Source organism: Paenibacillus sp. FSL R7-0163 (assembly GCF_037969975.1).
GTDB classification, from domain to species: domain Bacteria; phylum Bacillota; class Bacilli; order Paenibacillales; family Paenibacillaceae; genus Paenibacillus_AQ; species Paenibacillus_AQ odorifer.
On sequence record NZ_CP150224.1, the window covers coordinates 2,105,784 to 2,131,339 of the forward strand.

Below are 25,556 nucleotides of genomic sequence, written 5' to 3' on the forward strand. Positions count from 1 at the left end.
ACAATTGCTGTGATAAATAGTAATCCAAGTCGGCCTTTTTGGCCGGCTTCTTTAATAAGGAGGTACATGAAAGGATGTGATGCCCCATTGCACAGCCCGCAATAGATACCTAAGTATCCGTAAACGTGATTTTGTCCAAAATACTTATAATTGGGGTGAGCGACAATTTATCTGGATAAACTAGACCTAACGATTTGGTAATTCAATCCTCCCTAAGCACATTTCCCTTTAGAATAGCGGTGTTAGGTTACTAAATAGTAATTAATTACATTAAACCCTATTTTTCTGAGAGACATTTGTCACAATAAAGGTTAATATCTAAGTGAGATAGAAATGATTGCGCTTACTTATTTTCTAATAAACCTAATCATAATGAATGCGAGGGATATAACAGTGATTGAAACTGAATTTCGTGTAGAAAATGACTTTCTAGGCAGTAAACAGGTAGATAAGAACGCTTATTATGGGATTCAGACACTACGCGCAGTCGAGAACTTTCCTATTACGGGCTATCGGGTTCACAAAGAGTTAATCAAAGCGATGGGGATTGTAAAAAAAGCCGCTGCGCTTGCAAATATGGAAGTTGGCCGTCTCTATCGAGGGCTTGGAGAGGTTGTAGTGAAAGCAGCAGAAGAAATCATCGAGGGTCAATGGCATGAGCAATTTATTGTAGATCCTATTCAGGGTGGTGCGGGTACCTCGTTAAATATGAATGCGAATGAGGTTATTGCTAACCGTGCTTTAGAACTGCTTGGCCATGAAAAAGGAGACTATCGTCACTTAAGCCCCAATTCACATGTAAATATGGCGCAGTCTACAAATGATGCGTTCCCGACGGCAATTCATATTGCCACACTTTCACTGCTGGAGCAGCTGCTTGTAACGATGCACAGAATGCATGATGTGTTTGCGGTAAAAGCGGATGAATTCGATCCTGTGATAAAAATGGGTCGGACACATCTTCAAGATGCAGTGCCGATTCGTCTGGGTCAAGAATTCGAGGCTTATCGCAGAGTGCTGGAAAGAGATATCAAACGTATTGAACATACACGCCATCATCTGTATGAAGTCAATATGGGGGCAACAGCAGTAGGTACAGGATTAAATGCTGATCCTCGTTATATTGAATTGGTGGTAGAGCACTTAGCTGAGATCAGTGAATTGCCACTCGTAACGGCAGATCATCTCGTCGATGCCACCCAAAATACAGACGCCTATACAGAAGTGTCTGCTGCCCTAAAAGTATGCATGATGAACATGTCCAAGATCGCTAATGATCTGCGATTGATGGCCTCCGGTCCGCGTACTGGGTTTAATGAGATTTCATTGCCTGCACGCCAGCCTGGATCTTCAATTATGCCGGGTAAAGTTAACCCGGTTATGGCAGAGGTCATCAATCAGGTGGCTTTTCAAGTCATAGGGAACGATCATACGATCTGTCTGGCTTCCCAAGCGGGTCAACTGGAGCTGAATGTTATGGAGCCTGTGCTTGTGTTCAATCTCATTCAGTCCATCAGCATCATGAACAATTCCTTCCAAGTCTTCACAGACTTCTGTCTGGCTGGGATTGAAGCCAATAAGGAAAAGCTTGAGCGGGATGTGGAGCGGAGTGTCGGAATCATTACGGCTGTGAACCCGCATCTGGGGTATGAAGTGGTATCGCGGATCGCTAGAGAGGCGATTTTGACTGGGGAATCTGTACGGGAATTGTGCATTAAATATAATGTACTAACCGAAGAAGAGCTTAATCTGATTCTGGACCCTTACGAAATGACACATCCGGGAATTGCAGGAGCAGCTTTATTGCATAAAGAGTAGAATGTTCCGGAGGATCGAGCTTTTTGCTAGGAAAAAGCAAACCCCCGCCACCGTTTAGGGTGACAGGGGGAGATCCTAAATATGTTTATACTTATATGAATCTACTTCGCGATTGTCTGAAGTAGGTTCTTTTTTTTACATTTCAGGCTTAAAAGAAAAATAAAGAACGTAATAGACCGCGTTTTCTTGGCGGAGCCGTTAGCCTGGTAGTGGCAGTGGACTGGGAATTTTCATAAGAGGTGAGCGGTTTGCCGTTAGACACTTGCAACGGTTCTATGGATGCCGCTATTTGCTTGATCATTATTCGTAGATCCTCAAGCTCCTCACGCTGCTGTAGCAGTTGTATCAATACTACTTCGTCGGCTTTTTGATCGAGTGCACGTTCAACATTGTTGATGCGAGACAAGATATCCTTCATAGGCTCAGCATCTGTGTGCTGTAGTGGATTTTCCTGTTGTGATGTGGAAATTTGCTGCTCATTCGTGAGTGTGAGTTGTATACATTCCAAGGCTTCTCCGTGATTAATACGGTCTTTAATATGATTGAGCAGGCCGATTTGCTGCTCTGAGAACACATAATGGCCAAATCGGTCTTTTGGAAAAAAATCAGGGAACATGGCAGCCCAACGTTTAATTGTGGTTATACTAACTGACATCAGCTCTGCGGCATCTTTTGTTTTTAGAATATCCATTTCGATTCCTCCAGTTCACGTAGTCATGTTATGAGTAATATTCGTTGTCCAGCAGCGGCTCCCTGCACGGTTGACAAAGGTAGTGCGTATTCGCTAAACAAAGTGTAATTACGAGCAATCTCACTCTTTTGAATTTCACTATCTTGCTTTTCCATTCCAAATTGAGTACAGATGAGCCTGCTCAGGGGTATAATTGCATTAGAGGTGAAGGCGATGAACAGGATTGAAGATGAGGAACAAATGACTGAGGAGCAATGGCAGGCTATTTTGCAAAACGATGTTGCTTATAACGACATATTTTTTTATGCGGTGAAGACTACAGGAATTTTTTGTCGACCCTCCTGCAAATCCAAAGCACCCAATCGGGAGAATGCGTGTATTTTTCAGAATGCTGAACAAGCGCTGGCAGCCGGATTTCGTCCTTGTAAAAGATGTAAACCGACAGGTGAGCGTCTTCCTGATAAGGAATGGGTAGCTTTGATGACTGAATACATTGATCATAATTATATGGCCCCCCTCACCCTTGAAACGTTAGCTGAGGTATGTCATGGCAGTCCTTATCATTTACATCGAACCTTTAAGAAAGTAAAGGGAATCACTCCTGTGGATTATATACAGCAAAAGAGAATCGCTAAGGCATCTGAGTATTTGCTTACTACAGAGCAGGCAGTTGCTGAGATTGCATTACGCGTGGGTCTGCCCAATACGTCATATTTTATTACTTTATATAAGAAAAAAACGGGGTATACGCCTACACAGTTTCGTCAGCTTAACAAACAGAAAGTAACGTTGGCTTCTGATTTTATTTTGGAGGGACCGAATCATGGAGAATAAAACAAATGCTATTCTATACTGGACATTATTAACCGATAAGGACTGGAGTTTTTATATTGCTGCCACAGAGAATGGGTTAAGTTATGTGGGTTCGCAGCAGCAACCCTTTGAGGAATTAAGTGAATGGGTTAGACGTCGTTTTCCGGGGAGTGAACTGGTGCAGGACGATGAGAAGATGGCGCCTTATGTGAGGGAGCTTAGTGAATATTTGCAAGGGAACCGGCAGAGCTTCGGCATTCCTTTTGATTATCAGGGTACTCCTTTTCAGCTTGCGGTATGGAAGGCGTTATGTGAAATTCCATATGGGCAAACCTGGTCCTATTCGGATATTGCCACACATATACAAAAACCAGCTGCGGTGCGCGCGGTAGGGACTGCCATTGGTGCGAATCCGATTCTGATTACGGTGCCCTGCCACCGGGTTATTGGTAAGAATGGGACATTAACAGGATACCGGGGTGGTTTGGATATGAAGACCAAACTACTTCAGTTGGAGAGAGGAGAGTATACAGCAGATATATGAAAATAGAGTCCAATTACACCTCCCCAAAAACCTTGCTGAATAAAGGAACAGGTTATCTGTCAGGCTACAGTCATTCCTTAAATCCATATACGGGCTGCACTTACGGCTGTTCCTATTGTTATGTGCGCCAGATGCCTGTCTCGCTGTTCCGCAAAGAGGAGTGGGGGACGTGGGTAGATGTTAAACAAGAAGCGGCTGTGATTTTACAAAAAGAACTGCACAAAGCGAAGGCGAAAGGTCCCGTCTCTATTTTTATGTCGTCAAGCACAGATCCCTATCAACCGGTAGAGCACAAGGAACAGGTGACGAGATCTTTACTGGAGGTTATGGTACAAGACCCGCCCGATTTCCTATTCGTGCAGACCCGTAGTCCGCTGGTTCGCAGAGATATAGATTTATTATTACGTTTAGAGGATAAGGTTCGAGTAAGTATAACTGTAGAAACAGACCGTGAAGATATTCGGCAAAAATTCACACCAAGCGCTCCACCCATTGCGGCAAGACTGAAGACGTTACAGCTTCTACGTGAAGCTGGCATCCCTGTTCAAGCTACTATAGCGCCAGTACTGCCAAGCAGTCCAGCTTTTCCAGCGACCTTAAGGGCTTTGGTGGATAGAGTCTGTGTGGATGACTATTTTATGGGCGACGGCAGCGGCGGCAAACGCACACGGAGATTAGGGATTTATTCCCTATATGAAGAGCTGCAACTGGAAGATTGGTATGATCCTGCAGCATATCGCAGAGTGTATGAAGGACTTCAGCAAGTTTTTTCCGAAGAGGAGCTATTCTTGAGCCAGAAGGGGTTCGAGCCTTAATCTGAAACATGGTATAATAAATGAGAGCATTCATACTTAGTATTTAATATACTTAATATCCGTAATAGCTTATTGGAGGATTAGTGTGGCAAAAGCAAAGGTGGCCAAGCGGCCCACAAGAGATGAATTTGTGCTTGAGGAGTTAGGTAATCAGTTAGTTGAAGCTAAGCAAGAAGGTTCTGAGATTTTATTGACCGTATGGGGAAAAGAAGAAGAGGTACGCGGCATGATCGTGGAAATGGATTCGCGAACCGGGAAAGTACACCTCAGTAATCATGAAGAAATCATAAAAGTTCCTTTTATGGATATCATGCAGGTTAATTATCCCAGAGATTAATGGGCACGGCAGCAACAGGAGGTCCTGAAAGCTATATTAGCTTTGGGGCCTCTTTGATCATAAAGTTAACGAATAGAGGATATTGAAAGGTAGGTCAACAATGCAAGTAACCAAAACCAACGCAATGCGAATGCTGGATGCCAAAAAAATCGGCTATAAAGTGTTCGCTTATGACAATGAAGATGGACTCATCCATGGCACGGCTGTGGCTGAGAAGATTGGAAAGGCGGCAGAGACGGTTTTTAAAACGTTGGTCGCTCATAGCGGTGCGAATCTTTATGTATTTGTTATCCCGGTTGCCGAAGAGCTGGATCTCAAAAAGGCGGCCAAAGCCGCCGGAGAGAAAAAAATTGAGATGCTGCCAGTGAAGGATCTGCAGAAATGGACAGGCTATATCCGCGGTGGTTGTTCACCTGTTGGAATGAAAAAGCTGTACCCCACGTTCATTGACAGCAGTGCAGAAGGGCTGGACACGATGGCTGTCAGCGCTGGGAAGATTGGCCAGCAAATGGACGTAGCCCCACAGTTACTCGCTGAGGTTGTGCATGCGAAGTTTACAGAACTAATCAAATAGCCGAGCAGCAAGCTGGCCTAAATATTCCTTCAATGCTAACCCTGTTGTGGAGATCGCTCCTGGGGAGGGACTGAACTTGGCGGGCTGCAGTGCAATATCAGCGCTGGCGATATAATCCGTAGGATAGGCTTGCGCTGTTAGCCCCGCATTCTTAAAGTGCAACATCGCACGGGACATATGAAAACCTGAAGTAACTAGTATAGGCTTTTTAAGTCCGGTTTGTTGCAGGATGGCTGCGGTATTTATAGCGTTTTGCTCCGTGTTGAGGGATTGATTCTCGATCAGGATATCCTCTTCGGGTATGCCGAGACCCAGTAGTTGTCTTTGCGCGATATCCGCTTCATTACCACTGTCGGAGAATACTTGTCCGCCAGAAAATAAGATTGGCAGACCTGTCTGCCGATGGAGGCGAACAGCAGTAAGCAGGCGATTTGCTGCTGATCCGTATAAATTGCCCTCGCCATCTATATCCGGTGTGCCAGAGCTGGCGCCCCCGCCGAGTACGACGATGACATCTCCTTGCAAAGTATCCGGCTGCGGATATTTCCGTTCTAGACTGCCGATCAGCGCATCGCTGACTAAGGGTGTCATGGAGAAATACATTAATAGTGTAACCCCGAGTAGAACTAGTGCTGGCCGGCGGTTTTTTTTCCATAACCAAATGACTAGACCTAGCAGAAGCACGATAAACAGACCGGGAGGAAGCACAAAGCTGTATACAAATTTGATGATGTAAATCAACAGTATCAACCGCCTTCTAAAAATATAAGTTCAGGTTGTATTGTAACATGAGATTGCAAGATTACATATTTACACGCGTATCCTTATACAAAACGGATATTGCCGCAGCTATCAGGATCATCCCCATAAAAGCGGGTGCGGCATGACCAAGTGATACATAAATTTGACCTCCAATGACAGGTCCAATCATTCTGGCTAAAGCCTGAATAGATTGGCTACCTCCTTGAATCCTTCCTTGTTCACTAGAATCGACAGACTTGGAGAGCATCCCATTGAATGAAGGCCCAAAAATCGAATCCCCAAAACCAAATATAAACATTCCAGCGATAAAAAGCGGATAGTATGAGAACAAAGCAGATAGCGCAATGAGACTGTAGCCTATAATCTCCGAAACCATTCCAAGAATTGCGATCTGTTTATCACTAAGTTTCAGCAAAAGCTTAGGCATGATGAAACCCTGTGAAAGGATGTCTTGGAAGCCCATAATTGAAAACATCAGTCCGATTAGTGCAGGCTTCCAGCTGAAAGTATCCATTGTGAATTGTGAAAAAACAGCCTGTAAAGATCCGTTGGGTATCCAAAGTAAGAATGCTGAGACCAGTAGCCTTTTTAAGTTTTTTATGGACAATATGCTTGCAAGCTGTGTAAATGGATTCAGTCTTACCAAGGTAATTTCTTTCAGTCTATTGTTCTTGTCAAGGCTCTCAGGCATAAAAAAGAATCCGTAAAGAACATTCAATAAGGTTATTATGGCTCCAAAATACATGGGTACAGAATAACCAAACTTGGCAAGTAATCCGCCTAGCGTTGGACCAATGACGGTACCTACACCTACTACCGCACTCACCCAGCCAAAGTATTTAGTTCTCTGTTCTGGAGGAATGATATCAGCAAAATAGGCGAAGATAGTACCTATGCTTCCGCCTGTTATACCTTCTATTATGCGTCCAACAAAAAGTACCCATAACGCTCCTCCTATCCCAAAAACAAAGTACCCAATTGCGGAACCTAAAAGGCATACCAAAAGTAATGGACGACGCCCGTATTTGTCACTCAAAGCTCCAAGTGCAGGGGCTGCAAAAAATACGCAGACTGCATAAACAGAGGTCAGCAGTGTGACAACTATAGCCTGTTCTCCCGGATTGCTTATATAAGGCTGCACTAAAAAGGGGACAACGGGCATGATGATACTGAAGCCTATTCCGCACAGAAACACAGAGATCAAACCGAAGATTAGAGCGTGTTTATCTACGGATTGATCTATGTTCTGTTTATTATGTGATCTGAATTTGAACATTAAATTCTCTCCTCAAAAGTTGATGTTTTGATTCCTTGGAAACAAATTTGGTACATCACCATTTTTATCACGTCTTTGTTTCCGTGTCAACAAAATAATGACCATAAAAATGCAGCCTTACTCATAAGAGCCCGGCTGCATGGAGTTTCATTTTCATTATTCGAATTTATTCGGATTAAAATCTATACCCTGTTTCTTTATTTCTGCATCCAAATGCCTACTATACTTTTCTACGAAGGTAAGCATACTGTCAAATTGCTCCTCAGTTACCTGCTCAAATACGGCTTTATCCCGCTCTTGGAACTCTTTGTGCAGGTCCTCATGGACGTTATAAATTACTTTCCCTTGTTCAGTAAGCTTAAAATAGATTTCTTTTTTGTTATCCGATTTTTGGTAGCTTTCGATGAGGCCCTTTTGGATGAGCTTCTTAGTTAATTTACTTATGGCACCGCGAGTCATATAAAAGGACTCTGCAAGTTTTGTGACGTTGGAATCTGCATTTTTTTCAATGTATTCGATGCAATGTACTTCAGAAGGTTTATAACCCTTAAGACTGTCTTCCATCTTATCCTTATTAAGCCAAACCATCTTGTTATATACGTCCCTGAAACCCATCATGACCTGATCTTCTTTGTTCATGGCCTGTCCTCCCAGCGCTCTTACATTAACAAATTATATTGATTTTTTGTTTCTATTTCAACAATATTAAAGTAGAGGATAGTTTGTTTTATTGAACTTTAGATAAAAATAACAGGTGAGCAGTAACGGAGGAAGTTCAAACATTCCCCGCAGTTACGCCCACCACCTTTTTAAGCTTAGATAAATTAATCTTAAGAAACTGCGGTTTCTTCTTAAGAAAGTTCATCCGCTTGAAGCTGCACCAAAGATTGTTTGTCTGTTATCATAAGATTAAGATGATTGGACAGCTGTGGGATGATTTCTCGAAGGTAGGAGGACTGCATAATGAAGAGTATCCGGGTACTGCTCGCAGATGATGAACCGGTGATTTTGCGAGGCCTAAAAAAACTGATTTCATGGGAGAAGCTTGGACTGACCATTGTTGGAGAGGCCAGTGATGGAATCGAGCTGAAACAACAGATCGAGGATTGTGATCCTGATCTGATTATTAGTGATATAAGCATGCCAGGATATACAGGGATTGATATTATCCGTGAAATTCATGAAGCTGGCAGAGCAGTGAAGGTTATTTTTATAAGCGCTTATCAAGAGTTTACGTATGCCCGTCAAGCACTGCAATATGGTGCGCTGGATTATTTGGTGAAGCCCGTGAACAAAAACCAGCTGGAACAGGTTGTGAGCAAAGCCGTTTCCCTTATTCGTCAAGAAACAGAAGGCGAGCGCAACAAAGAGAAGCTGAACCATTATGAACAGAGAAACCGCAGATTAACGATCGAAGAATTGCTCGACAAGCTGACGGACGGCAATAAGGGGACAGCAGACACCTTGCTTGATATGGAGATTATTGCGCTAAGTCGCTACGTCAGTATTTGTTTGGTAGAGACGGACGAATCGTCGGGGCAGCCTTCCAGATGGGAAGAACGCGAACGTAAGCTGATTGATTTTGCACTGTCTAACATTATTAAAGAAACCGTGGAGCAAAGCGATAATAGTTATATGTTCCGTAAAGGGGAACGTTTTTGTATCCTGCTCCAGCATGAGCATGCTGAGGAACCAGCGGGAATTGCCTTAGATCTCCATGACAAAATCACAAGTTTTCTGAAATTAAAGGTGACCCTTGGAGTAGGCAATCCTGTTGACGGTATGGATGATGCTGATGAATCTTATCGTCAAGCTTTGAAAGCGCTAAATTATAAATATTTTACAGGGCCTAATCGTGTGATTTCTGTTAAAGAGAGCAGGTATGAGAGTGAATCATTGATTCAAACTCCGCTGCATGAAATCCAGTCCGCCCTTGGGATTGCCATGAAATCACAACATAAAGAGCAAATTGAGCAGGAGTGCCTGCGATTATTTCAGACGATCCGGCAGATGGCAGACGGAAATAGAAACCAAGCCGTTTCTACCGTATACAATACATTTTTGCAGCTTGAACAGGAGCTTATTCAATTTGGTGTGGAGGCAGGGCCCTCACTTCAGGATACAAATCCGATTCTTGAACGATTGGCTAATTATTCTACCTTTCAAGAGGTGGAGGAAGATTTCCGTGTGCTTTTGAGCAAAATGTCTGGGCAAATTGCCAGTCGCATGGGCAATAAGGAACTGAAGCAGCTTTCCCAGGTGAAGGCTTATATTGAGGAGCATTATCCAGAAAATATTACACTGGAATCTATGGCAGGGATGATGTTTATGAATTCCTATTATTTCAGCAGCTTTTTCAAAAAACATACCGGACAGAACTTTAAGAATTATGTCACTGAGGTGAGGATGAATCATGCCCTTCGTTTATTGCTGCAAAGCGATATGATGGTTTATGAGATTGCCGATAGTGTAGGCTACAACAATGCCCGGCATTTTAGCGATATGTTTAAGAAGAAATATGGCAAGCTGCCACAAGAATATAAGCAATCCTTCAAAAGCCAATAGTCAGATGGATAGCAAAGGGGATGCCTTCATTCATGTTTATCTGGGGCCGAAGATCCAAAAGTATATTTGTTAAATTCTCCGCTTCCTTTTTATTAGTCGGCTTAATTCCGCTTTTTGCACTTAGTTACATTTCTGTGCAGACTTTTTCCGGATATGTCGAGCGTTACACAACAAGTAATTTGCAGCAAATGGTACTATATATGAGCTATAATCTGAATTCTGCCTTCAATCAGTACAATGAGGTCTCTAAGCTGATGTATACGGGACGATATGAAGGTTTTATCGAGAGTTATTCACAGAATCAAACCTATAATGTAAATGAGCTGGAGCAGATCAATACGATTCCTATTGAAACCTTTCTAAAAACAGTTCTCTACAGTGATTCCTACATCACCAGTGTTTATTTTCATAGGGAGTCAGACGATAAGCTCTACTATCAGGAAAAAGAAAACAGAGGGGTCAACTTTGATCTGCTGCCTTATCAAGAGTGGTTAACTAAAATGGCTCCAAATCCTTCACAAGTGGCAATTTTCCCTACCCATTCCGAAGAATATTACACAGGTTCAAAGCGCAGTGTGTTCACTATCGGCCGTACTTTAATTGATATTTCTGGGCGTGTCACCAAAGATCCCAAGATAGTAGGGACCTTATTTATGGACGTGGATGTTTCGTTATTTAATCAGTTCTTCAGAGAATTAAATCTGGGGGGACAGGATGAATTATTTCTGCTGGATGGCGACGGAAATGTATATTTCACGAATGAGACAAGGTCAGCGAATGGAGAGGCTTTTCGGGCTAAAAAGGACGAGGAGATGATCGTTCTCAGTGAAGAGATTCCTTTTCTTAAAGGCACGGTGACTGCCAGAATTCATCGGGCGAATTTATTCGATCAGCTTTTTTCAGCCCGTACGACGGTGTTTATAGCGATGTTTATTTGTGCGATTGCAATGATCATCATGGGTGTCTGGTTCTCAAGGCGGCTGGCTGCTCCGATTCGGAACTTAATTAAGCAAATGGCTATCGTAGAATCCGGTAATTTGGATACCCAGATGGTCGTGAACAGCAATGATGAAATGGGTAGACTTAGCCATGGTTTTAACCGAATGGTCGAGCGTTTACAAGCCTATATCGATGAAGCTTACGTTGCCCAGATCAAGCAGAAGCAAACGGAGTTAAATGCTCTGAAAAGCCAGATTCGTCCGCATTATTTATACAACACCCTGGAAGTCATTCGAATGAATGCGGTGGATAAAGATAATGATGAGGTCGCAGATATGATTTTATCGCTCTCTAACCAGTTGAAATATGTAATCGACTATGGAGAGGATAGGGTAAGCATACGACAGGAGCTGGAGCATCTACGGGATTATTTCTATATTATCTCTGTGCGGTATGAGAATAAATTTGAGCTTGTAGTCGATCTCTCACCCGAAGTGGATCTGAACTGGTACATTCTGAAATTGTCACTTCAGCCGATAGTTGAAAATGCTATCCAGCATGGCTTGCGCAGTCAAGGCAGAGGGACAGTTGGATTGACGATCGAAAAGAAAGATGAAATGTTGTTGGTTACGATCTATGATGATGGAATCGGTATGAGCAAGGAAAAGGTACAGCAGTTGGCTGAAACCTTGGAAGAGCCTAGTTCGCCTAGCAAAAATGTTGGACTAAAAAATGTACATGAACGAATTCGTACAGTGCACGGTGCAGAATACGGATTATCCATCAGCAGCCGGGAGCATATTGGGACATCGATTCTATTGTTGCTTCCGATTGTAGAGGACCCTTATAAAATCTCAGATTCGGAGAATGCGTAAAGGATGGACGATGAACGGAAGACTGCGGTCTTTCGTTCTTTTTTTACTTATTCTTAAATTCACCGCATATCCCGCTTAAAAAAGTTCATTCTAACTATTTATAAGGAATGCTATTCTATTAGCAACGGAAACGCTTTCGAGAGATGATGCGCACATCTTGCTTCAGTTTCCACGGTTCACTAAAAGGGGAGGCTATTATGATATGTACAAAAAAACAATGATGAAACTATCCGTATTGTTACTCGCCACTACAACAGTTTTGACTGCTTGCGGTGGAAATAATAATAATGCAGGGAGTAAGGCAACCGATACGCCAGCATCCGAAACGCCTTCAAATACACCACAAGAGACCAAAAAAGAGGTTAGCTTTACGATAGGTTACGCCTCCGGAGATCCGGCCACTAAAAAGGCTATCTCAGATACGGTCAAAAAGTTTACAACAGCTAATCCGAATGTCACTATTAAAGATTTGAGCGAAACTTCATCCGCTGCCTATCTTGATTGGCTTAAAACAAAGGATGCTGTGGGTGAATTCCCGGACCTGGTGGAAATGCGTGATACAGAAGTTTTTGCCGATGCGGGTAAGATTGTAGAGCTGCCTTCCGATCTGCTAGATTTGTTCGAAGCCCCACCACAAGTGGATGGTAAGGTGTGGAACGCACCGCTGCAAGTGAACGCTCCCCAAGGGATTATCTACAGCAAAAAAGCATATGCGGATGCAGGGATCACCGAGCTTCCAAAAACCTATGACGAATTCATCGCCATCCAAGAAAAATTGAAAACATCGGGCATTACTCCGATTGTAGTAGGTGGAAAAGATATTTTCCATATGGGTTTCTGGGTTAACAAATTCCTGATTGATGAGGTCTACTCGAAAGATGCAGATTGGAATTCCAAACGTACCGCTAAAACGGTCAGCTTCACAGATGCTAATGTAGTTCAAGGCATAACGGACTTCAAAGAATTGTTCAAGAATTATGTAGATAAAGGTTGGCTCAGCACGGGCGACAATCAGACCGCTTCGATTCTTGTTTCTGGCAAAGCAGCACAATTGTACTCCGGTACGTGGATGTTTACACAAATCGCTGAAGCGGACCCGAACTTTGAATTTGGCTTCTATGCTCTTCCTGACCGTGAAGGGAAAATCAATGTCATAGGTCTTCCGTCACCTGCAGGCTGGTCTTTATCGGCTGAAGCCGCTAAGGATGCAGACAAAACAGAAGCCATCAAAGACTTTATCCGTTTCTTCTTCGCCCCAGAACAGTATTCGAACTATTTAGCAACCATAAATGCGATTCCTTCAACAAAAGAGAAAGTAACCTATGACACAAGTGAACAAATGCAAGTGGCTTTGGATCTTATTGCTGACCCGAATGTAGTGAAATCCTTGGCGATCAATAACTGGTGGGGAGACAATCTAATCCCTCCACAGTTCCGTAACTGGTACTACAAACTGTTGCAGGATCTCGTGGTAAAAGATGGAGATGTAGCGAAGTACATGAAAGATGCGGATACAGAGTATGACAACCAAGTGAAAGCTAATCAGATGTAAGAGCAGCGCCTGATCGAGCAACCTCTGCTGCTGCAGAGGTTCTCTTTTTAACAAGCACGGTCTTTAAGGGAGGGAGAGTAGCCATGGCTACATCCGCAGTAAATGCTGACAAGTCATTGATAGGCACTGTGCAGCAGAAAAAGAAAAAGAAAAAATGGCAGTCCTACGCTCTGCTGTTCATATTACCATCATTTATTTTGTACACCTTGTTCGTTATCGTCCCAACGGTTGGGAGTGTCTATTTAAGCTTCACCTCATGGGATGGCATTAGCGACAACGTAAGGTATATCGGCTTCGCTAACTTTGTGGAAATTTGGAATAGTCCAAGGGTGCATAACGCACTGAAAAATACGATGATCATGACCATTTCACTTGTTGTTCTAGAGAATATTGCAGCAATTGCAATGGCTATGATGGTCGATAAGGTACGCTGGTTCCGGAATTTATTCAGAAGTGTATTTTATTTCCCTACGTTGCTTAGTGGGATCGTAATGGGTTTCGTCTGGGCGATGATCCTGAATTACAACTTTGGTGTATTTAATCAGATCCTGGAGTCTGTTGGACTCGGAAGCTGGATTGTGGATTGGTTGGGCAATCCTAAATATGCGATGCTGTCGATTATTTTGTCTACCGTTTGGAAAGGCGCGGGTTATTATATGATCATTTACCTCGCTGGATTGCAAGGCATTCCGCAGGAATTAAATGAGGCGGCCAGTATTGATGGGGCAGGGGGCTGGCAACAGTTCCGGCATATTACCTTTCCGCTGCTTGCGGGGTCAATGACTGTATGTATGGTATTATCGATGATCAGCGCCTTGAAGATTTTTGATCAGATTGCCGTCATGACCGATGGTGGTCCGGGCTTTGAGACGGAGACATTAACTTATATTATTTATAAAGTCGGGTTTGGTGAATTAAGACAAGGTTTTGGTACTGCACTGGCGATGGTCTTGTTCTTAATCATACTCATCATTACAGTCTTCCAAGTGAAGGTTCTCCAGAAGCGGGAGGTGCAGCTCTAAGATGACGATGCAGACACGCAAAAGAGTTGGGCAAATCGCACTTTTCATTGTTACATTATTAGTGGCTATTATCTTTTTCTTTCCTATTTTCTTTAATTTAATGTCAGCCTTCAAGAGTAATGCAGAGATTATGAAGGATGCAATCGCTTTTCCGAAAACCCTTTATCTGGACAGCTTTAAATATCTGTTAACCGAAACAGAGTTTCCACGGGCTATTCTGAATAGTCTGATTTTGACAGCAGTTTCTATTGCGGCACAGGTCTTGATTATTCCGATGGCGGGCTACGCAATTGAACGCAGAAATGCCAGATGGACTCGGTTCATGTTCGTTTACTTTTTAGCAGGAATGATGATCCCTTTTCAGGCGTATATGATTCCTCTGTTTAAAGAGCTTAGAATGCTGGGGTTATACGGCAGCCTTGCCGGCCCAATTCTAATTTATGTAGCCGGTGCGGTGGGCTTTGGATGCCTGCTGTATACAAGCTTTGTCAAAGGCATTCCTAGAGAAATTGAAGAAGCGGCGGAGATCGACGGATGTTCTCGTTATGGGATATTCTGGAAAATTGTTTTCCCGCTGCTAGGACCCGTCACAGCCAGTATGGTGGTCTTAAACGGACTTGGAATCTGGAATGATTTCCTGATGCCGATGCTGGTATTGCCTTCAGGACAGGCTAAAACTATGGTCGTGGAAATTTACCGTTATATCGGAGAATTCTCCTCACGTTGGGATATGATTTTTGCAGGAACAGCAATGTCGGTTGTACCTGTGCTGATTGTGTTTATCGCCTTGCAGAAGTATTTTGTTAAGGGGATTGCGTCTGGTGCAACGAAGGGTTAATTCATAAAAGGGATATATCCTGTAACCACTTAGTGGGCTGCGGGGTACATCCCTTTTTTTGTAAGCGAAACAATCACTAAAGCGTATTTGGATTCGCGGTTAAACGGCGGTAGCCCATTGGCGGGAGACCTGTCCAGCGTTTGAATTGCTTGCTGAAATGGGACACATCCCGATACCCCAGCCGGTGGGCGACCGATTCGACAGATAGGTTATTATCCATTAGCAGCAGTTTGGCGTGACGAATGATCAAGCGGGATAAATATTGTCTTGGCGACATGCCATAAATTTGGTGGAAAACACGATTGCAGTGAGTTGTACTGTATCCAAGCTTTGCCGCAATGTGCTCAATACCGCCGCCTCTTTCGCCTGTGCTTGCAGCGGTGGAGACAGATTCTTGCAGCAGTCCTTCGATCGCGTTAGCTAGAGCGACGGTATTTTCCGTAGCCTCTGTATCTGTCAGAAGGGGCATTTCCGAAAGTACCCAGCCGCTGAGCGCGGTTAGAAGTTGCAGCGAAGCATGCAATGTAATCAGACGATTTCTGTGTGTGTCCTTTGACTCTGACAGAATGGAAGAATTAATGATCACATCTAGAGCGGAACGAATGGCTCGCAGCTCCGGGGTATTCCCACTTAGACTAACAGCGTCTGCTGTTAATAATGCTCGCCGTAAAATCAGATCATCAATATCAAAATGCAGGCAGTAATAAGTCATGTCACGACTAGCATTCGAACCGAGGCTGCTATGTTCTACACCGGGACGAATGAATAAAATATCACCGCTTTGCTGGATAAAAGATTTATTGCCGACCGTCATATGTTGCTCACCCTGCAGTACAACGTTAATCTCAAACATGGGATGAGTGTGTACGGGATATTGCCAATCCGGATTTACTTTTCTCCAATGCGCGGCGAAGATATGGAAAGCCGCTTGAATGTCTGGAGCCATCTGGCCATCAATAGAATTATGAAAAGCGGGATCATTCGAGATCATTTCAATCCTCTTTTACTGTAAAGTTTGGCTTCATTATAACATAGGTTTTTGTTGATGTTTGATTTGCCCAAATAATAGAAGGCTTTAACCCTGTTGCACTTCCGGAAAGATCGATAACATGGAGATATAGCCCGGTAGTATCCGGGACCATGCTGGAAGGAGTGTTATTATTAATGTCGCATAATCAATTTTTTAATGCCCATCATTCACCGATCGGTGCATTTGCGAGTTTCACTTTAGGATTCAAAGGAGCTAGTGGAGGTTTCGATCTGGAGATTGGAAAACCACCTAGACAAAATATATTCATAGGATTAGAACGTGCTGATGGGAAGGGATATGACACACTGCCATTTCATGAGATCGGAGGAGAGGACGAGAGCAAACGCTATGATATCGAGAATCCGGATCCTAATCCTGACAAGGAGAATATTCTGTTCCCTTTTCAAGAGCGTGAGATTTCTAGAGATTTTCATGTAGCCACAGACGGCTGGAGTGCGGGTGATTTGACCTTCCGGATTCTGTCCCCCGTTCGTTCTGTACCCGATCCAGAAACTGCCTCTATAGAAGAAATGAAGGATGTACTGCTGCCTGCAGTGCTGGTTGAACTCGAAGTGGACAACACCTCATCCGCAACCTCGCGCCGTGCATTCTTTGGTTTTCAGGGAACAGATGTGTATAGCGGAATGAGAAGACTGGATGATGTATCATCGGAGATTACTGGCGTTGGCCAAGGAAGATTTATTGCAATTGCTGCGGAAAAAGGAACTGCAAAGTCCGCACTGCACTTCACAATGGAGGATATTCTAACGGAGGAGCTGCAGGAGAATTGGACCTTTGGGCTGGGACGAGTCGGTGCTTTGCTCATGGATGTTCCAGCCAGAGTAAAAGAAACTTACCGCTTTGCTATCTGTTTTCACCGTTCAGGTTATGTCACCTCAGGAATTGATGCTTCCTATTATTATAATCATTTTTTCAACAATATAGAGGCAGTGGCTGCATATGCATTAGCTAGATTTGATATCCTTAAGCAAGAAGCGGAGCAAGCTAACGATAGATTTACTCATGATGACCTATCCGCAGATCAAACCTTTATGTTAGCGCATGCGATACGTAGTTATTATGGCTCCACACAATTGCTGGACTACAAGAATAAGCCATTTTGGATCGTCAACGAAGGCGAATACCGGATGATGAATACCTTTGATCTTACCGTCGATCAGTTATTTTATGAGCTGCGTTTGAATCCTTGGACTGTACGTAATGAACTGGATATGTTCGTGGAAAGATTCAGCTACGAAGATACGGTGCGTTTCCCGGGTGAGGATACAGAGTATCCAGGTGGAATTAGCTTCACACATGATATGGGTGTAGCCAACGTAGTTTCACGTCCGGGATATTCTGCTTATGAGGTCTATGGCATTGATGGTTGTTTCTCACATATGACACATGAACAATTGGTTAACTGGGTGCTGAGTGCAGCAACTTATGTAGAGCATACAGGCGACCGGGGCTGGATGGAACGTAATCTCAGTATTATGGAGAAATGCCTGAATAGCATGGTAAATCGCGATCATCCAGATCCTGAACAAAGAAATGGTGTCATGGGGCTTGATAGCTCACGTACGATGGGCGGAGCAGAAATTACTACGTATGACAGTCTGGATGTGTCTTTAGGTCAGGCTCGTAACAATATTTATCTGGCAGGAAAATGCTGGGCTGCTTACTTGGCTATGGAGAAAATATTTGCAGAGCATGGGCGTGCGGAACAGTCCAAAACAGCAGGTGATCAGGCTGAAAAATGCGCCGCAACAATGGTGGCAAGTGTTACAGCAGACGGGTATATTCCGGCTGTCATTGGAGAAGGCAATGACTCTAAGATCATTCCGGCTATCGAAGGTCTTGTGTTCCCTTACTTTACAGGCTGCAAAGAAGCTCTTGATCGTAATGGACGGTTCGCCGCCTATATTGGCGCACTCGACAAGCATCTGCATGCGGTGTTACAGCCGGGAGTATGCTTATTCGAAGACGGAGGCTGGAAAATCTCCTCAACTAGCAACAATAGCTGGCTCAGCAAAATCTATCTCTCCCAGTTCATCGCCCGCAGCATTCTGGGATTGGAATGGGAGGAACGGGGAGCGGCAGCGGATCGTGCTCACGTAGCTTGGCTTACCCATCCGGAGTTGTCGATTTGGAGCTGGAGCGATCAGATTATTTCCGGTGAGATCACGGGCAGTAAATATTATCCGCGTGGCGTTACAGCGATTTTGTGGTTAGATGAGAAATAAGAGTAGATAGTTTCAATAAGTAGAAACGGAATATGCAAAAATACTAAGAGGGGGCTACCCCTCTTTTTTGCTGTGTCGACGCTCCCTCCTTGATTCAATCTACCCCCTACTGAAGGGTCTTCATTCAAGAATTAACTTGTCGATAGATCTAATTGCTGCTATAGTCATACTGACTTATTAAATGCGTTTAATAAGTCAGTATGACTATAGGTGGGAGAGCCATGGCGAGTGAGAAACGACTTCCTTCACTGCAAATGAAATCTGAAATTATCCGAAATATTCGAACAGCATTATTAGAACTAGGAAAAGCAACGAAGGCAGAGTTAAGCCATAAATTACAATATAGTTTCCCGACGATAAGTAAATTTCTAATGCAGATGGAAGAGGCAGGGGAAATAACGATCAGCGGTCTGGATGAGTCAAGTGGTGGAAGAAGGGCAATAAGATATGCCTACAATCCGAATTATCGGTTAGGTATGGCTATTTTTTTGGAAAAAAATGAAACGAATTATACCATCTATAATTGCATTGGTGAGGTAATCAAAGAAGGGAGTTTGCCCAGTATTCTTGAGGAAGATGTTAGTAAACTGGTCACGCTTATTGAAGATGAAAAAAAGGCCAATCCTAAAATCCATTCTGTGGCTATTGGAGTTCCAGGTGCGGTGAATCATGGGCAGATTTTTCTGATTCCGGGTTATGAGAAATATCAGAATTTAGATTTGAGAAAACACATAGAAGATCAACTATCCATTCCGACAATCGTGGAAAATGATATGAATGCGGCTGTAATCGGCTATATGACGCAACGAAATTTGAAAGAGAATACTTCTCTAATGTATCTGTATTTAGGGAAAAATGGTCCGGGAGCTGGGATCGCGGTCAATGGTGAAATTGTGCGAGGAAAGACGTTTTTTTCAGGGGAAGTTCAATTCTTGCCCCAGTATGACAATAGAAATTTCATAGAGGCATTAACTGGAGATCCTGGTGGATCAAATATGCAATCGAATCAAAGCGTGGATGCGATTAGTCGATTAGTGGCTACTATGACTTCTATTTTGAATCCGCATTATATTATTTTTTGTGAGGATGAATTAGCTCCAGCTATGCTTAATCAAATCGCTGAGCGAAGTGCCACATACGTTCCGAAGGAGCATCTTCCTGCGTTAGCGGTGAGTAACTTGAAGCGTGATTATCTGAATGGATTACAAAGTCTTGGATTAGGATTATTAGTTTCACAACAAATAGATGAGAACAATTAAGGAGATAACTATGGCAACTTTTTTTCTTATTATTATTTATTTAGCCTTTATTAGTTTAGGCTTGCCAGATTCATTGCTTGGATCCGCTTGGCCAGTGATGAGAATGGACTTAAATGCTTCATTAGGTACGGCTGGAATTCTTTCGATGGTCATTGCAGTAGGCACAATAGTGTCCAGTTTGATGAGTGGCATTATCCTTAAACGTTTTGGTACGGGGAAAGTGACTCTTGTTAGCTGCATCATGACTGCTGTAGCGTTGCTTGGTTTTGCATGGTCACCTTCGTTAGTGTGGTTAATTGTTGCTGCGATTCCACTCGGTTTAGGTGCGGGATCTGTAGATGCCGGATTAAATAGTTATGTTGCTACGCACTATAAAGCCCATCATATGAGTTGGTTACATTGTTTCTGGGGAGTGGGCGCCACGCTGGGTCCTATTATTATGGGCTCTTTTATCTCTGGTGAAGGTCTATGGCGGCAAGGTTATCTTACGGTTGCTTACATACAATTGAGCTTAGTCATTATTCTATTCGTTACACTGCCTTTATGGGATAGAGTGGCTGGGAGTAATAACCACCCGAATGCTGAAAGTGATCCCGAGTTCAATCATCCGGAGCTAGAGCATGCCGGAGAGAACACAAAACCTTGGAAATTAAGAGGGGTGAAGCTAGCGATGTTAACCTTTTTATTTTATTCTGCCATAGAAACGAGTATGGGGTTATGGGGGAGCAGCTTTCTTGTAAACATTAAAGATATTCCTGCATCAACTGCAGCGACATGGGTATCGTTTTTTTATCTAGGGATTACTTTTGGTAGAATGGTGACGGGTTTCATTACTTTTAAAATGAGTAATAAACAGCTTATTCGATATGGTCAACTCATTGCTTTAATCGGTACGGTGCTGTTAGTATTGCCGCTTCCAACTATAGTTTCACTTGTAGGATTTATGATTATAGGTTTAGGGTTAGCCCCCATTTTTCCGTGTATGCTACATGAAACCCCTGAACGATTCGGGAAGAGACATGCTCAGTCAATTATGGGCTTTCAGATGGCAACAGCTTATACCGGCACCACGCTGATGCCGCCTTTTATCGGCTTATTAGCTTCGAAATTCACGCTGGGTATTTTTCCTGCGATGATCGTTTTTTTTGCCATCGTTATGCTCTTGTGTACAGAAAAGCTTAATCATTACTCAGCAAAAGTAAATGTCGGTTAAATTTGAATTGAATATATTACGGACTAACCCTTCATATATATAGCTATAGGAGGGGGGAGCTGTACATGTGGTTGTTAATTATTATAGGTGTTGGATGTCTCTCCGGTTTTATATTGTTTAGAAAGAATATATTGGCCGCTGATCAAGAATATTTTCAAGGACCGGAGAAATTGTCCATCATCATCCCCGCAAGGAATGAAGAATATAATTTGCGTCTTCTGCTCGACTCACTCCAGCTCCAAACCATTACCCCCTATGAAATTATTGTTGTGGATGACTTCTCGGAGGATCGGACCAAGGAAATTGCCGAAAGCTGTGGAGTTAAGGTTATTGCAAATAGCAGTCTCCCTGAGGGATGGACGGGCAAGAGCTGGGCAGTATGGAATGGATATTTGCAAGCCTCGGGCGATATTTTTGCTTTTCTGGATGCAGATATCCGGTTAAAGCCTAACGCTCTGGCCTCATTATTAAAAGCAAGGGAGCTATCGAAAGGTGTCATTTCGGTAGTTCCTTTTCATCATACAGAAAAGCTGTTTGAGAAACTTGCCTTAATTATGAATATGCTGGGGATCTTCACATTCACCTCCGTTTTTGAAAAGAATAACGCCAAAAAAGGATTATACGGTTCGTGTATTCTAGCTTTAAGGCAGGATTATGAAAAGGTTAATGGCCATCAAAGCATTAGATCTGAAGTGCTGGATGATTTGTCTTTAGGAGAGAAGTTTATCGCGGCAGGTGTTCCCATTAGAAATTTTATCGGTTATGGCTTAGTATCTTTTCGTATGTATCCGAAGGGGATAAAAAGTGAAATTGAAGGCTTCAGTAAAGGGGCTGTCTTAAGCACCTCAACGTTAAGCCCGCGGACGATTATTCCAATTGCACTTTGGGTGGTCGGGCTCATCATCTCAGAAACTGTGTTTATTTTTGCGAATACTTCTTGGGGATTGCCGTTACTTTTTGGTTATCTCCTTTATATGTTCCAGCTCTTTTATTTTATTAAATATGTAGGGGTTTTTGGCATCGTCATTCCAGTATTTCACGTGGTTGCTACTCTTTTCTTTATCTTGATTATGCTTTATTCGATATATCAGGTCGTTTTTCTGAGGCATGTAAGCTGGAAAGGAAGGCATATCCAGGTGGGAGGCCATAGGGACTAATGATCATATTGTGGGTTGCGGGTTTATTTTTGTCGGGATCTCTTATGTTTTCCTATTGGCTTGGGCTGGCGCGTAAAAAGAATTTAAAGGTCATAGGCGACGGTAATCCGGGGGCTTTGAATCTCTGGAAGTCATCTGGGTATAAATTCGGAATTTTTGGGGTGTTGTTGGATTTTTTAAAAGGATATCTGCCTCTTTTATGGGTAATGGGAAGCCATTATAGTCAGGGTTATTTCATTATTCCGCTTGCCTTAGCTCCTATTGCCGGTCATGCCTTCTCTCCATTTCTTAAAGGAAAAGGAGGGAAGGCGATTGCCGTAACCTTTGGGGTATGGAGTGCATTGACAGGATTCAAAGCCTCTTTAGCGTTAGCGGTCATCCTGGCAGTGTTGAAAGTGCTCGGCAGCGGGTACAAAAGCAGAGGAAATTCACCTGTCTCGGATGGTGTGCAAGTGGTTAGCGGAATGCTGCTCCTTTTTGTCTATTTGTGCATCAGTAAGTGGTCTGCTCCTATCCTATGGGTATGGCTTGGGAGCTTTGTAATCCTTGTGTATACGCACAGGTTAGAATGGATTGCATGGGTGAAGGAATATTTAAAAAGGGAGCGGGGGCATTGAAGTTACTTTTATCTCGTATAGGTTAATAAACAGGTTTCCAGCGATTAATTTCGGGGAAGCCTGTTTTTTTCGGTTTTATAAAGATGCGTTATCTTTAAACAGAAGATTTTATAATGGCTAAAGTTGGTGCATTTTAGTATCTTTAATTATAAATGCTTTCAATTTAGAAAGTTACAGAGATAGGGTTATGAACTAAAGGGGGGCTTGTGATGAAGATCGGCGGCAGACTAAGAAATGGAGGCACATTGTTTACCCATCTGATTTTTTCATTCACATTATTAGCCGTTGTTTTAATCGGACTTGTGGGCAGTTATCTGTATGTTCAGGCTAATCGCTTAATGGTGGATGAGATTGCCAGAGACAGCAAGCAACGACTGATGACTTCAAGTGATTTTGTGGAAAATACACTGCTGCAAAAATACGAAAACAGTATCCGCAACCGAGCAGTGTCTACCTTGTCGTTAGAGAATCAATCTATGCTGAATTATTTACTGGACAGTGAATGGGAAGGTAATACGAGCAGAATATTAGCTTTTCGCAAGGATCTCGAAATTTTCAAGCTTACTAATGAAGGCGTTTACAAAATATCCACATACTTCGAGAAAGGTAATTATATCATCGATAACAGCCAGTTTTATTCGAAGCTGGACAATTCTCCAGATGCTTCCTTCTTAAAAACATCAGTTACACCAGCCTTAAACCGCTGGACTTATAGAACGTTATCGGATGAAGAAGAGGTGTTGACTTACGCAATCGCCCTTCCCTACGGTGCTTTATCAAAAACATCAACCGGAACCATGTATATTGACGTTAGCTTAGAATACATCAATAAAATGATCTCCAGCACGATGAGCTCGCCGATGGAAAAGCTATATGCTTTTGATGAAAAGGGCAGCCCTATTATCCATACGGGCTCGAACGTCGAAGAGGGGCTTAAGACTGCTAAGCAATGGATGGAGTCAGCGGGGAATAATAAGGAAATTCATTATAATAAACGCGACAAATATGTGCTGTCTTTTAAAAATGACCAAACCTCGAATAATCAATGGAAATACGTATTAATACGGCCTATGAATTCATTTGTATCCTCATCAAAGCAGCTGAAGAGTCAAATATTTGTCAGCTGTATCCTGGTATTGTTAATTGGGCTTCTATTCGCTTATTTGATCTCCAAACGTGTATATGTTCCTATGAAGAAGCTTGTAAACAATGTTCGCAGCTTTTATCATCCAGGCACCGTAAACTATTCGCAAAATGAGTTTGCTATTATTGGTAGTACAATCTCAAAGCTAGGTCAAAAAATCGAAACCTTAGAATCTAAAGCTAAAGTGAATGAACTAAAAAATCTGGTATTAGGTGCAGGTGCTGGCTCGGATTACTACGATTATTTACCTTTGCAATGTTATTACATGACTAGCTATATTCGTATAACCAAGGGAGATTGCGAGGAATTCAGGGCTTTTTATGAACAGCATGCTGCCTATAGCTTTTATAAATTCGTCAGCTTGAATACCCAGGAAGCGGCGCTTATCTATTTCAGTGAGTTGAATAAGGATCCCGAAGAGCTGGAGCTTTTATTATTGAAGGAGCTGGAGCTTATAAAAAATGGATTGCCCGAGCAACTACACTTTGGAGCAGCGCTTGGATCGAAGGTTCAGGCACCTGAAGAAATCCCCTTTTCGTATCAAAATGCCTTACATGCCTATCGTTATCGGTTTATCTATGGTTCGGAAGCTATTGTGCGGTATTCACATATCCCGCTCAACGATGTTACGCCACACTTATTCTCTTTTGATCTTTATAAAAATGCATTAAAGGCAGGCAATGACGTTACGATGAATAGGTTTATGGACGATTTCCAGAGGGTCCTGGAGAAAGGTGATGTCCAATTGGAGACGGTTGAGTTAGGCTTGCTTCAGTTGGTTACGGTTCTGTATCAGACCATTATTGAGCTTGATCTGCAACAAATCGTTTCGCCTTCCAGTCTGTTCGATGAGTTCAAAAAGGAAACGTTGGCCGAAACACTTGATTCCATTCGTGATTTATCAGCACAAATTACAGCTTATATTCAAGAGTCAGGTAATCACGCACATACGGAGATCATTCATAAATTAAAAATCTTTATCGATGATAATATTCAAGAGGATTTATCGCTAAATAAATTATCTGAGGTTGCTTCGTTGGCGCCATCGTATATTTCTACCTTGTTCGGAACCGTTATGAATGAATCATTCACTGAATATGTAACCCGAGTGCGGTTGGAGAAGGCGGCTGATTTATTAAGAGAAAAAAAGCAGCTGTCCGTGGCTGAGATTTCTGCTCAGGTGGGTTATCGTAACCCGCAATATTTTCACAACAAATTCAAAACACGTTACGGAGTTACACCGGTCCAGTATAGGAATGCAGGCAATGCAAACCATTCGAGCCATTCAAGTGCATAATTCTCTAATCCATGTGGAAAAGGCAATCGTCTCGCGATTGTCTTTTCTTTTGTTTGAAAAATTATAGCCCCAATACGAAGATAATTTACTGATTTTAATGAATTTACAATAGAAAAAGCGCTTACAATACCCTAACGTAAGGGGTGTTCAGACACAGTCTTAACGCAAAATC

22 protein-coding genes are annotated in these 25,556 nt (G+C 42.8%); 17 read left to right on the forward strand and 5 right to left on the reverse strand.

Features of this window, described 5'->3' with window-relative positions; translation table 11 throughout:
* Nucleotides 1–387 precede the first annotated feature (387 nt).
* Nucleotides 388–1,818 carry an aspartate ammonia-lyase gene (aspA, locus tag NST45_RS09375; RefSeq protein ID WP_094903409.1) on the forward strand — a complete coding sequence of 477 codons (1,431 nt, stop codon included), beginning with the start codon at nt 388–390 and terminating at the stop codon, nt 1,816–1,818.
* A gap of 148 nt (nt 1,819–1,966) precedes the next feature.
* Here aspA and NST45_RS09380 read toward each other — a convergent pair whose 3' ends face one another.
* Nucleotides 1,967–2,509, reverse strand: a complete 543-nt coding sequence (locus NST45_RS09380; RefSeq protein ID WP_076316953.1) for a MerR family transcriptional regulator — start codon at nt 2,507–2,509, stop codon at nt 1,967–1,969.
* Between the two features lie 213 nt (nt 2,510–2,722).
* Between NST45_RS09380 and NST45_RS09385 the strand changes: the two genes are divergently transcribed.
* The 5 genes from NST45_RS09385 (at nt 2,723) to ybaK (ending at nt 5,592) form a co-directional block, all read left to right on the forward strand.
* Entirely contained in the window at nt 2,723–3,343 is a 621-nt protein-coding gene (locus NST45_RS09385) for a bifunctional transcriptional activator/DNA repair enzyme AdaA (protein ID WP_076106295.1), read from the forward strand.
* Nucleotides 3,333–3,866, forward strand: coding sequence for a methylated-DNA--[protein]-cysteine S-methyltransferase (locus NST45_RS09390; RefSeq protein ID WP_076316954.1), 534 nt, complete (start codon nt 3,333–3,335; stop codon nt 3,864–3,866). The genes NST45_RS09385 and NST45_RS09390 overlap by 11 nt, the downstream gene beginning before the upstream one ends.
* Nucleotides 3,863–4,681: a radical SAM protein gene (locus NST45_RS09395; protein ID WP_076146483.1), complete on the forward strand. Its 819-nt coding sequence runs from the start codon at nt 3,863–3,865 to the stop codon at nt 4,679–4,681. Before NST45_RS09390 ends, NST45_RS09395 begins: the two co-directional genes overlap by 4 nt.
* An 85-nt stretch (nt 4,682–4,766) precedes the next feature.
* Nucleotides 4,767–5,018, forward strand: coding sequence for a YolD-like family protein (locus tag NST45_RS09400; RefSeq protein ID WP_036688306.1), 252 nt, complete (start codon nt 4,767–4,769; stop codon nt 5,016–5,018).
* Nucleotides 5,019–5,118: 100 nt separating this feature from the next.
* Complete coding sequence (gene ybaK, locus NST45_RS09405; protein ID WP_036688304.1) at nt 5,119–5,592, forward strand: Cys-tRNA(Pro) deacylase; 474 nt, start codon at nt 5,119–5,121, stop codon at nt 5,590–5,592.
* Here ybaK and NST45_RS09410 read toward each other — a convergent pair.
* From NST45_RS09410 to NST45_RS09420, 3 genes are all read right to left on the reverse strand, one after another.
* Complete coding sequence (locus NST45_RS09410) at nt 5,581–6,333, reverse strand: YdcF family protein (RefSeq protein WP_076316955.1); 753 nt, start codon at nt 6,331–6,333, stop codon at nt 5,581–5,583. The two genes, ybaK and NST45_RS09410, sit on opposite strands and share 12 nt — an antisense overlap.
* A 61-nt stretch (nt 6,334–6,394) precedes the next feature.
* On the reverse strand, nt 6,395–7,630 hold the full coding sequence (locus NST45_RS09415) for a tetracycline resistance MFS efflux pump (RefSeq protein WP_038571831.1): 1,236 nt from the start codon (nt 7,628–7,630) through the stop codon (nt 6,395–6,397).
* Between the two features lie 156 nt (nt 7,631–7,786).
* Complete coding sequence (locus tag NST45_RS09420; protein ID WP_339825420.1) at nt 7,787–8,269, reverse strand: MarR family transcriptional regulator; 483 nt, start codon at nt 8,267–8,269, stop codon at nt 7,787–7,789.
* Nucleotides 8,270–8,593: 324 nt separating this feature from the next.
* On the opposite strand from NST45_RS09420, the gene NST45_RS09425 reads away from it, so the two are divergent.
* The 5 genes from NST45_RS09425 to NST45_RS09445 all read left to right on the forward strand — a co-directional run bounded on the left by NST45_RS09425 (nt 8,594) and on the right by NST45_RS09445 (nt 15,421).
* Nucleotides 8,594–10,195, forward strand: coding sequence for a response regulator (locus tag NST45_RS09425; RefSeq protein ID WP_036688297.1), 1,602 nt, complete (start codon nt 8,594–8,596; stop codon nt 10,193–10,195).
* A 32-nt stretch (nt 10,196–10,227) separates the two neighbouring features.
* A complete protein-coding gene (locus NST45_RS09430; RefSeq protein WP_339825423.1) occupies nt 10,228–12,009 on the forward strand; it encodes a sensor histidine kinase in 1,782 nt (593 codons plus the stop codon).
* A 202-nt stretch (nt 12,010–12,211) separates the two neighbouring features.
* Nucleotides 12,212–13,561 (forward strand): extracellular solute-binding protein, encoded by a 1,350-nt coding sequence (locus NST45_RS09435; protein ID WP_076098941.1) that lies wholly within the window; start codon nt 12,212–12,214, stop codon nt 13,559–13,561.
* An 83-nt stretch (nt 13,562–13,644) separates the two neighbouring features.
* Nucleotides 13,645–14,583, forward strand: coding sequence for a sugar ABC transporter permease (locus tag NST45_RS09440; RefSeq protein WP_036688288.1), 939 nt, complete (start codon nt 13,645–13,647; stop codon nt 14,581–14,583).
* A 1-nt stretch (nt 14,584) separates the two neighbouring features.
* A complete protein-coding gene (locus tag NST45_RS09445) occupies nt 14,585–15,421 on the forward strand; it encodes a carbohydrate ABC transporter permease (protein WP_339825428.1) in 837 nt (278 codons plus the stop codon).
* Between the two features lie 76 nt (nt 15,422–15,497).
* On the opposite strand, the gene NST45_RS09450 is transcribed toward NST45_RS09445, so the two are convergent.
* On the reverse strand, nt 15,498–16,412 hold the full coding sequence (locus NST45_RS09450; protein WP_038571818.1) for a helix-turn-helix domain-containing protein: 915 nt from the start codon (nt 16,410–16,412) through the stop codon (nt 15,498–15,500).
* Between the two features lie 173 nt (nt 16,413–16,585).
* Between NST45_RS09450 and NST45_RS09455 the strand changes: the two genes are divergently transcribed.
* The 6 genes from NST45_RS09455 (at nt 16,586) to NST45_RS09480 (ending at nt 25,384) form a co-directional block, all read left to right on the forward strand.
* Complete coding sequence (locus NST45_RS09455) at nt 16,586–18,697, forward strand: glycoside hydrolase family 52 protein (RefSeq protein WP_076146473.1); 2,112 nt, start codon at nt 16,586–16,588, stop codon at nt 18,695–18,697.
* Between the two features lie 221 nt (nt 18,698–18,918).
* A complete protein-coding gene (locus NST45_RS09460) occupies nt 18,919–19,956 on the forward strand; it encodes an ROK family protein (RefSeq protein ID WP_076146471.1) in 1,038 nt (345 codons plus the stop codon).
* A 10-nt stretch (nt 19,957–19,966) separates the two neighbouring features.
* Nucleotides 19,967–21,169, forward strand: coding sequence for an MFS transporter (locus NST45_RS09465; RefSeq protein ID WP_036688277.1), 1,203 nt, complete (start codon nt 19,967–19,969; stop codon nt 21,167–21,169).
* 65 nt (nt 21,170–21,234) lie between these two features.
* Complete coding sequence (locus NST45_RS09470) at nt 21,235–22,326, forward strand: glycosyltransferase (protein ID WP_076141891.1); 1,092 nt, start codon at nt 21,235–21,237, stop codon at nt 22,324–22,326.
* On the forward strand, nt 22,326–22,943 hold the full coding sequence (locus NST45_RS09475; RefSeq protein WP_076141892.1) for a glycerol-3-phosphate acyltransferase: 618 nt from the start codon (nt 22,326–22,328) through the stop codon (nt 22,941–22,943). Before NST45_RS09470 ends, NST45_RS09475 begins: the two co-directional genes overlap by 1 nt.
* A 209-nt stretch (nt 22,944–23,152) precedes the next feature.
* A complete protein-coding gene (locus NST45_RS09480; RefSeq protein WP_076141893.1) occupies nt 23,153–25,384 on the forward strand; it encodes a helix-turn-helix domain-containing protein in 2,232 nt (743 codons plus the stop codon).
* Nucleotides 25,385–25,556: the final 172 nt, after the last annotated feature.

Bases quoted from the DNA above. Each gene is read 5' to 3' on its own strand.
- NST45_RS09380 (WP_076316953.1), bottom strand. From the start codon at position 2,509: ATGGATATTCTAAAAACAAAAGATGCCGCAGAGCTGATGTCAGTTAGT.
- NST45_RS09385 (WP_076106295.1), top strand. From the start codon at position 2,723: ATGAACAGGATTGAAGATGAGGAACAAATGACTGAGGAGCAATGGCAG.
- NST45_RS09390 (WP_076316954.1), top strand. From the start codon at position 3,333: ATGGAGAATAAAACAAATGCTATTCTATACTGGACATTATTAACCGAT.
- NST45_RS09395 (WP_076146483.1), top strand. From the start codon at position 3,863: ATGAAAATAGAGTCCAATTACACCTCCCCAAAAACCTTGCTGAATAAA.
- ybaK (WP_036688304.1), top strand. From the start codon at position 5,119: ATGCAAGTAACCAAAACCAACGCAATGCGAATGCTGGATGCCAAAAAA.
- NST45_RS09415 (WP_038571831.1), bottom strand. From the start codon at position 7,630: ATGTTCAAATTCAGATCACATAATAAACAGAACATAGATCAATCCGTA.
- NST45_RS09420 (WP_339825420.1), bottom strand. From the start codon at position 8,269: ATGAACAAAGAAGATCAGGTCATGATGGGTTTCAGGGACGTATATAAC.
- NST45_RS09425 (WP_036688297.1), top strand. From the start codon at position 8,594: ATGAAGAGTATCCGGGTACTGCTCGCAGATGATGAACCGGTGATTTTG.
- NST45_RS09430 (WP_339825423.1), top strand. From the start codon at position 10,228: ATGTTTATCTGGGGCCGAAGATCCAAAAGTATATTTGTTAAATTCTCC.
- NST45_RS09435 (WP_076098941.1), top strand. From the start codon at position 12,212: ATGTACAAAAAAACAATGATGAAACTATCCGTATTGTTACTCGCCACT.
- NST45_RS09440 (WP_036688288.1), top strand. From the start codon at position 13,645: ATGGCTACATCCGCAGTAAATGCTGACAAGTCATTGATAGGCACTGTG.
- NST45_RS09445 (WP_339825428.1), top strand. From the start codon at position 14,585: ATGACGATGCAGACACGCAAAAGAGTTGGGCAAATCGCACTTTTCATT.
- NST45_RS09450 (WP_038571818.1), bottom strand. From the start codon at position 16,412: ATGATCTCGAATGATCCCGCTTTTCATAATTCTATTGATGGCCAGATG.
- NST45_RS09455 (WP_076146473.1), top strand. From the start codon at position 16,586: ATGTCGCATAATCAATTTTTTAATGCCCATCATTCACCGATCGGTGCA.
- NST45_RS09460 (WP_076146471.1), top strand. From the start codon at position 18,919: ATGGCGAGTGAGAAACGACTTCCTTCACTGCAAATGAAATCTGAAATT.
- NST45_RS09465 (WP_036688277.1), top strand. From the start codon at position 19,967: ATGGCAACTTTTTTTCTTATTATTATTTATTTAGCCTTTATTAGTTTA.
- NST45_RS09470 (WP_076141891.1), top strand. From the start codon at position 21,235: ATGTGGTTGTTAATTATTATAGGTGTTGGATGTCTCTCCGGTTTTATA.
- NST45_RS09475 (WP_076141892.1), top strand. From the start codon at position 22,326: ATGATCATATTGTGGGTTGCGGGTTTATTTTTGTCGGGATCTCTTATG.
- NST45_RS09480 (WP_076141893.1), top strand. From the start codon at position 23,153: ATGAAGATCGGCGGCAGACTAAGAAATGGAGGCACATTGTTTACCCAT.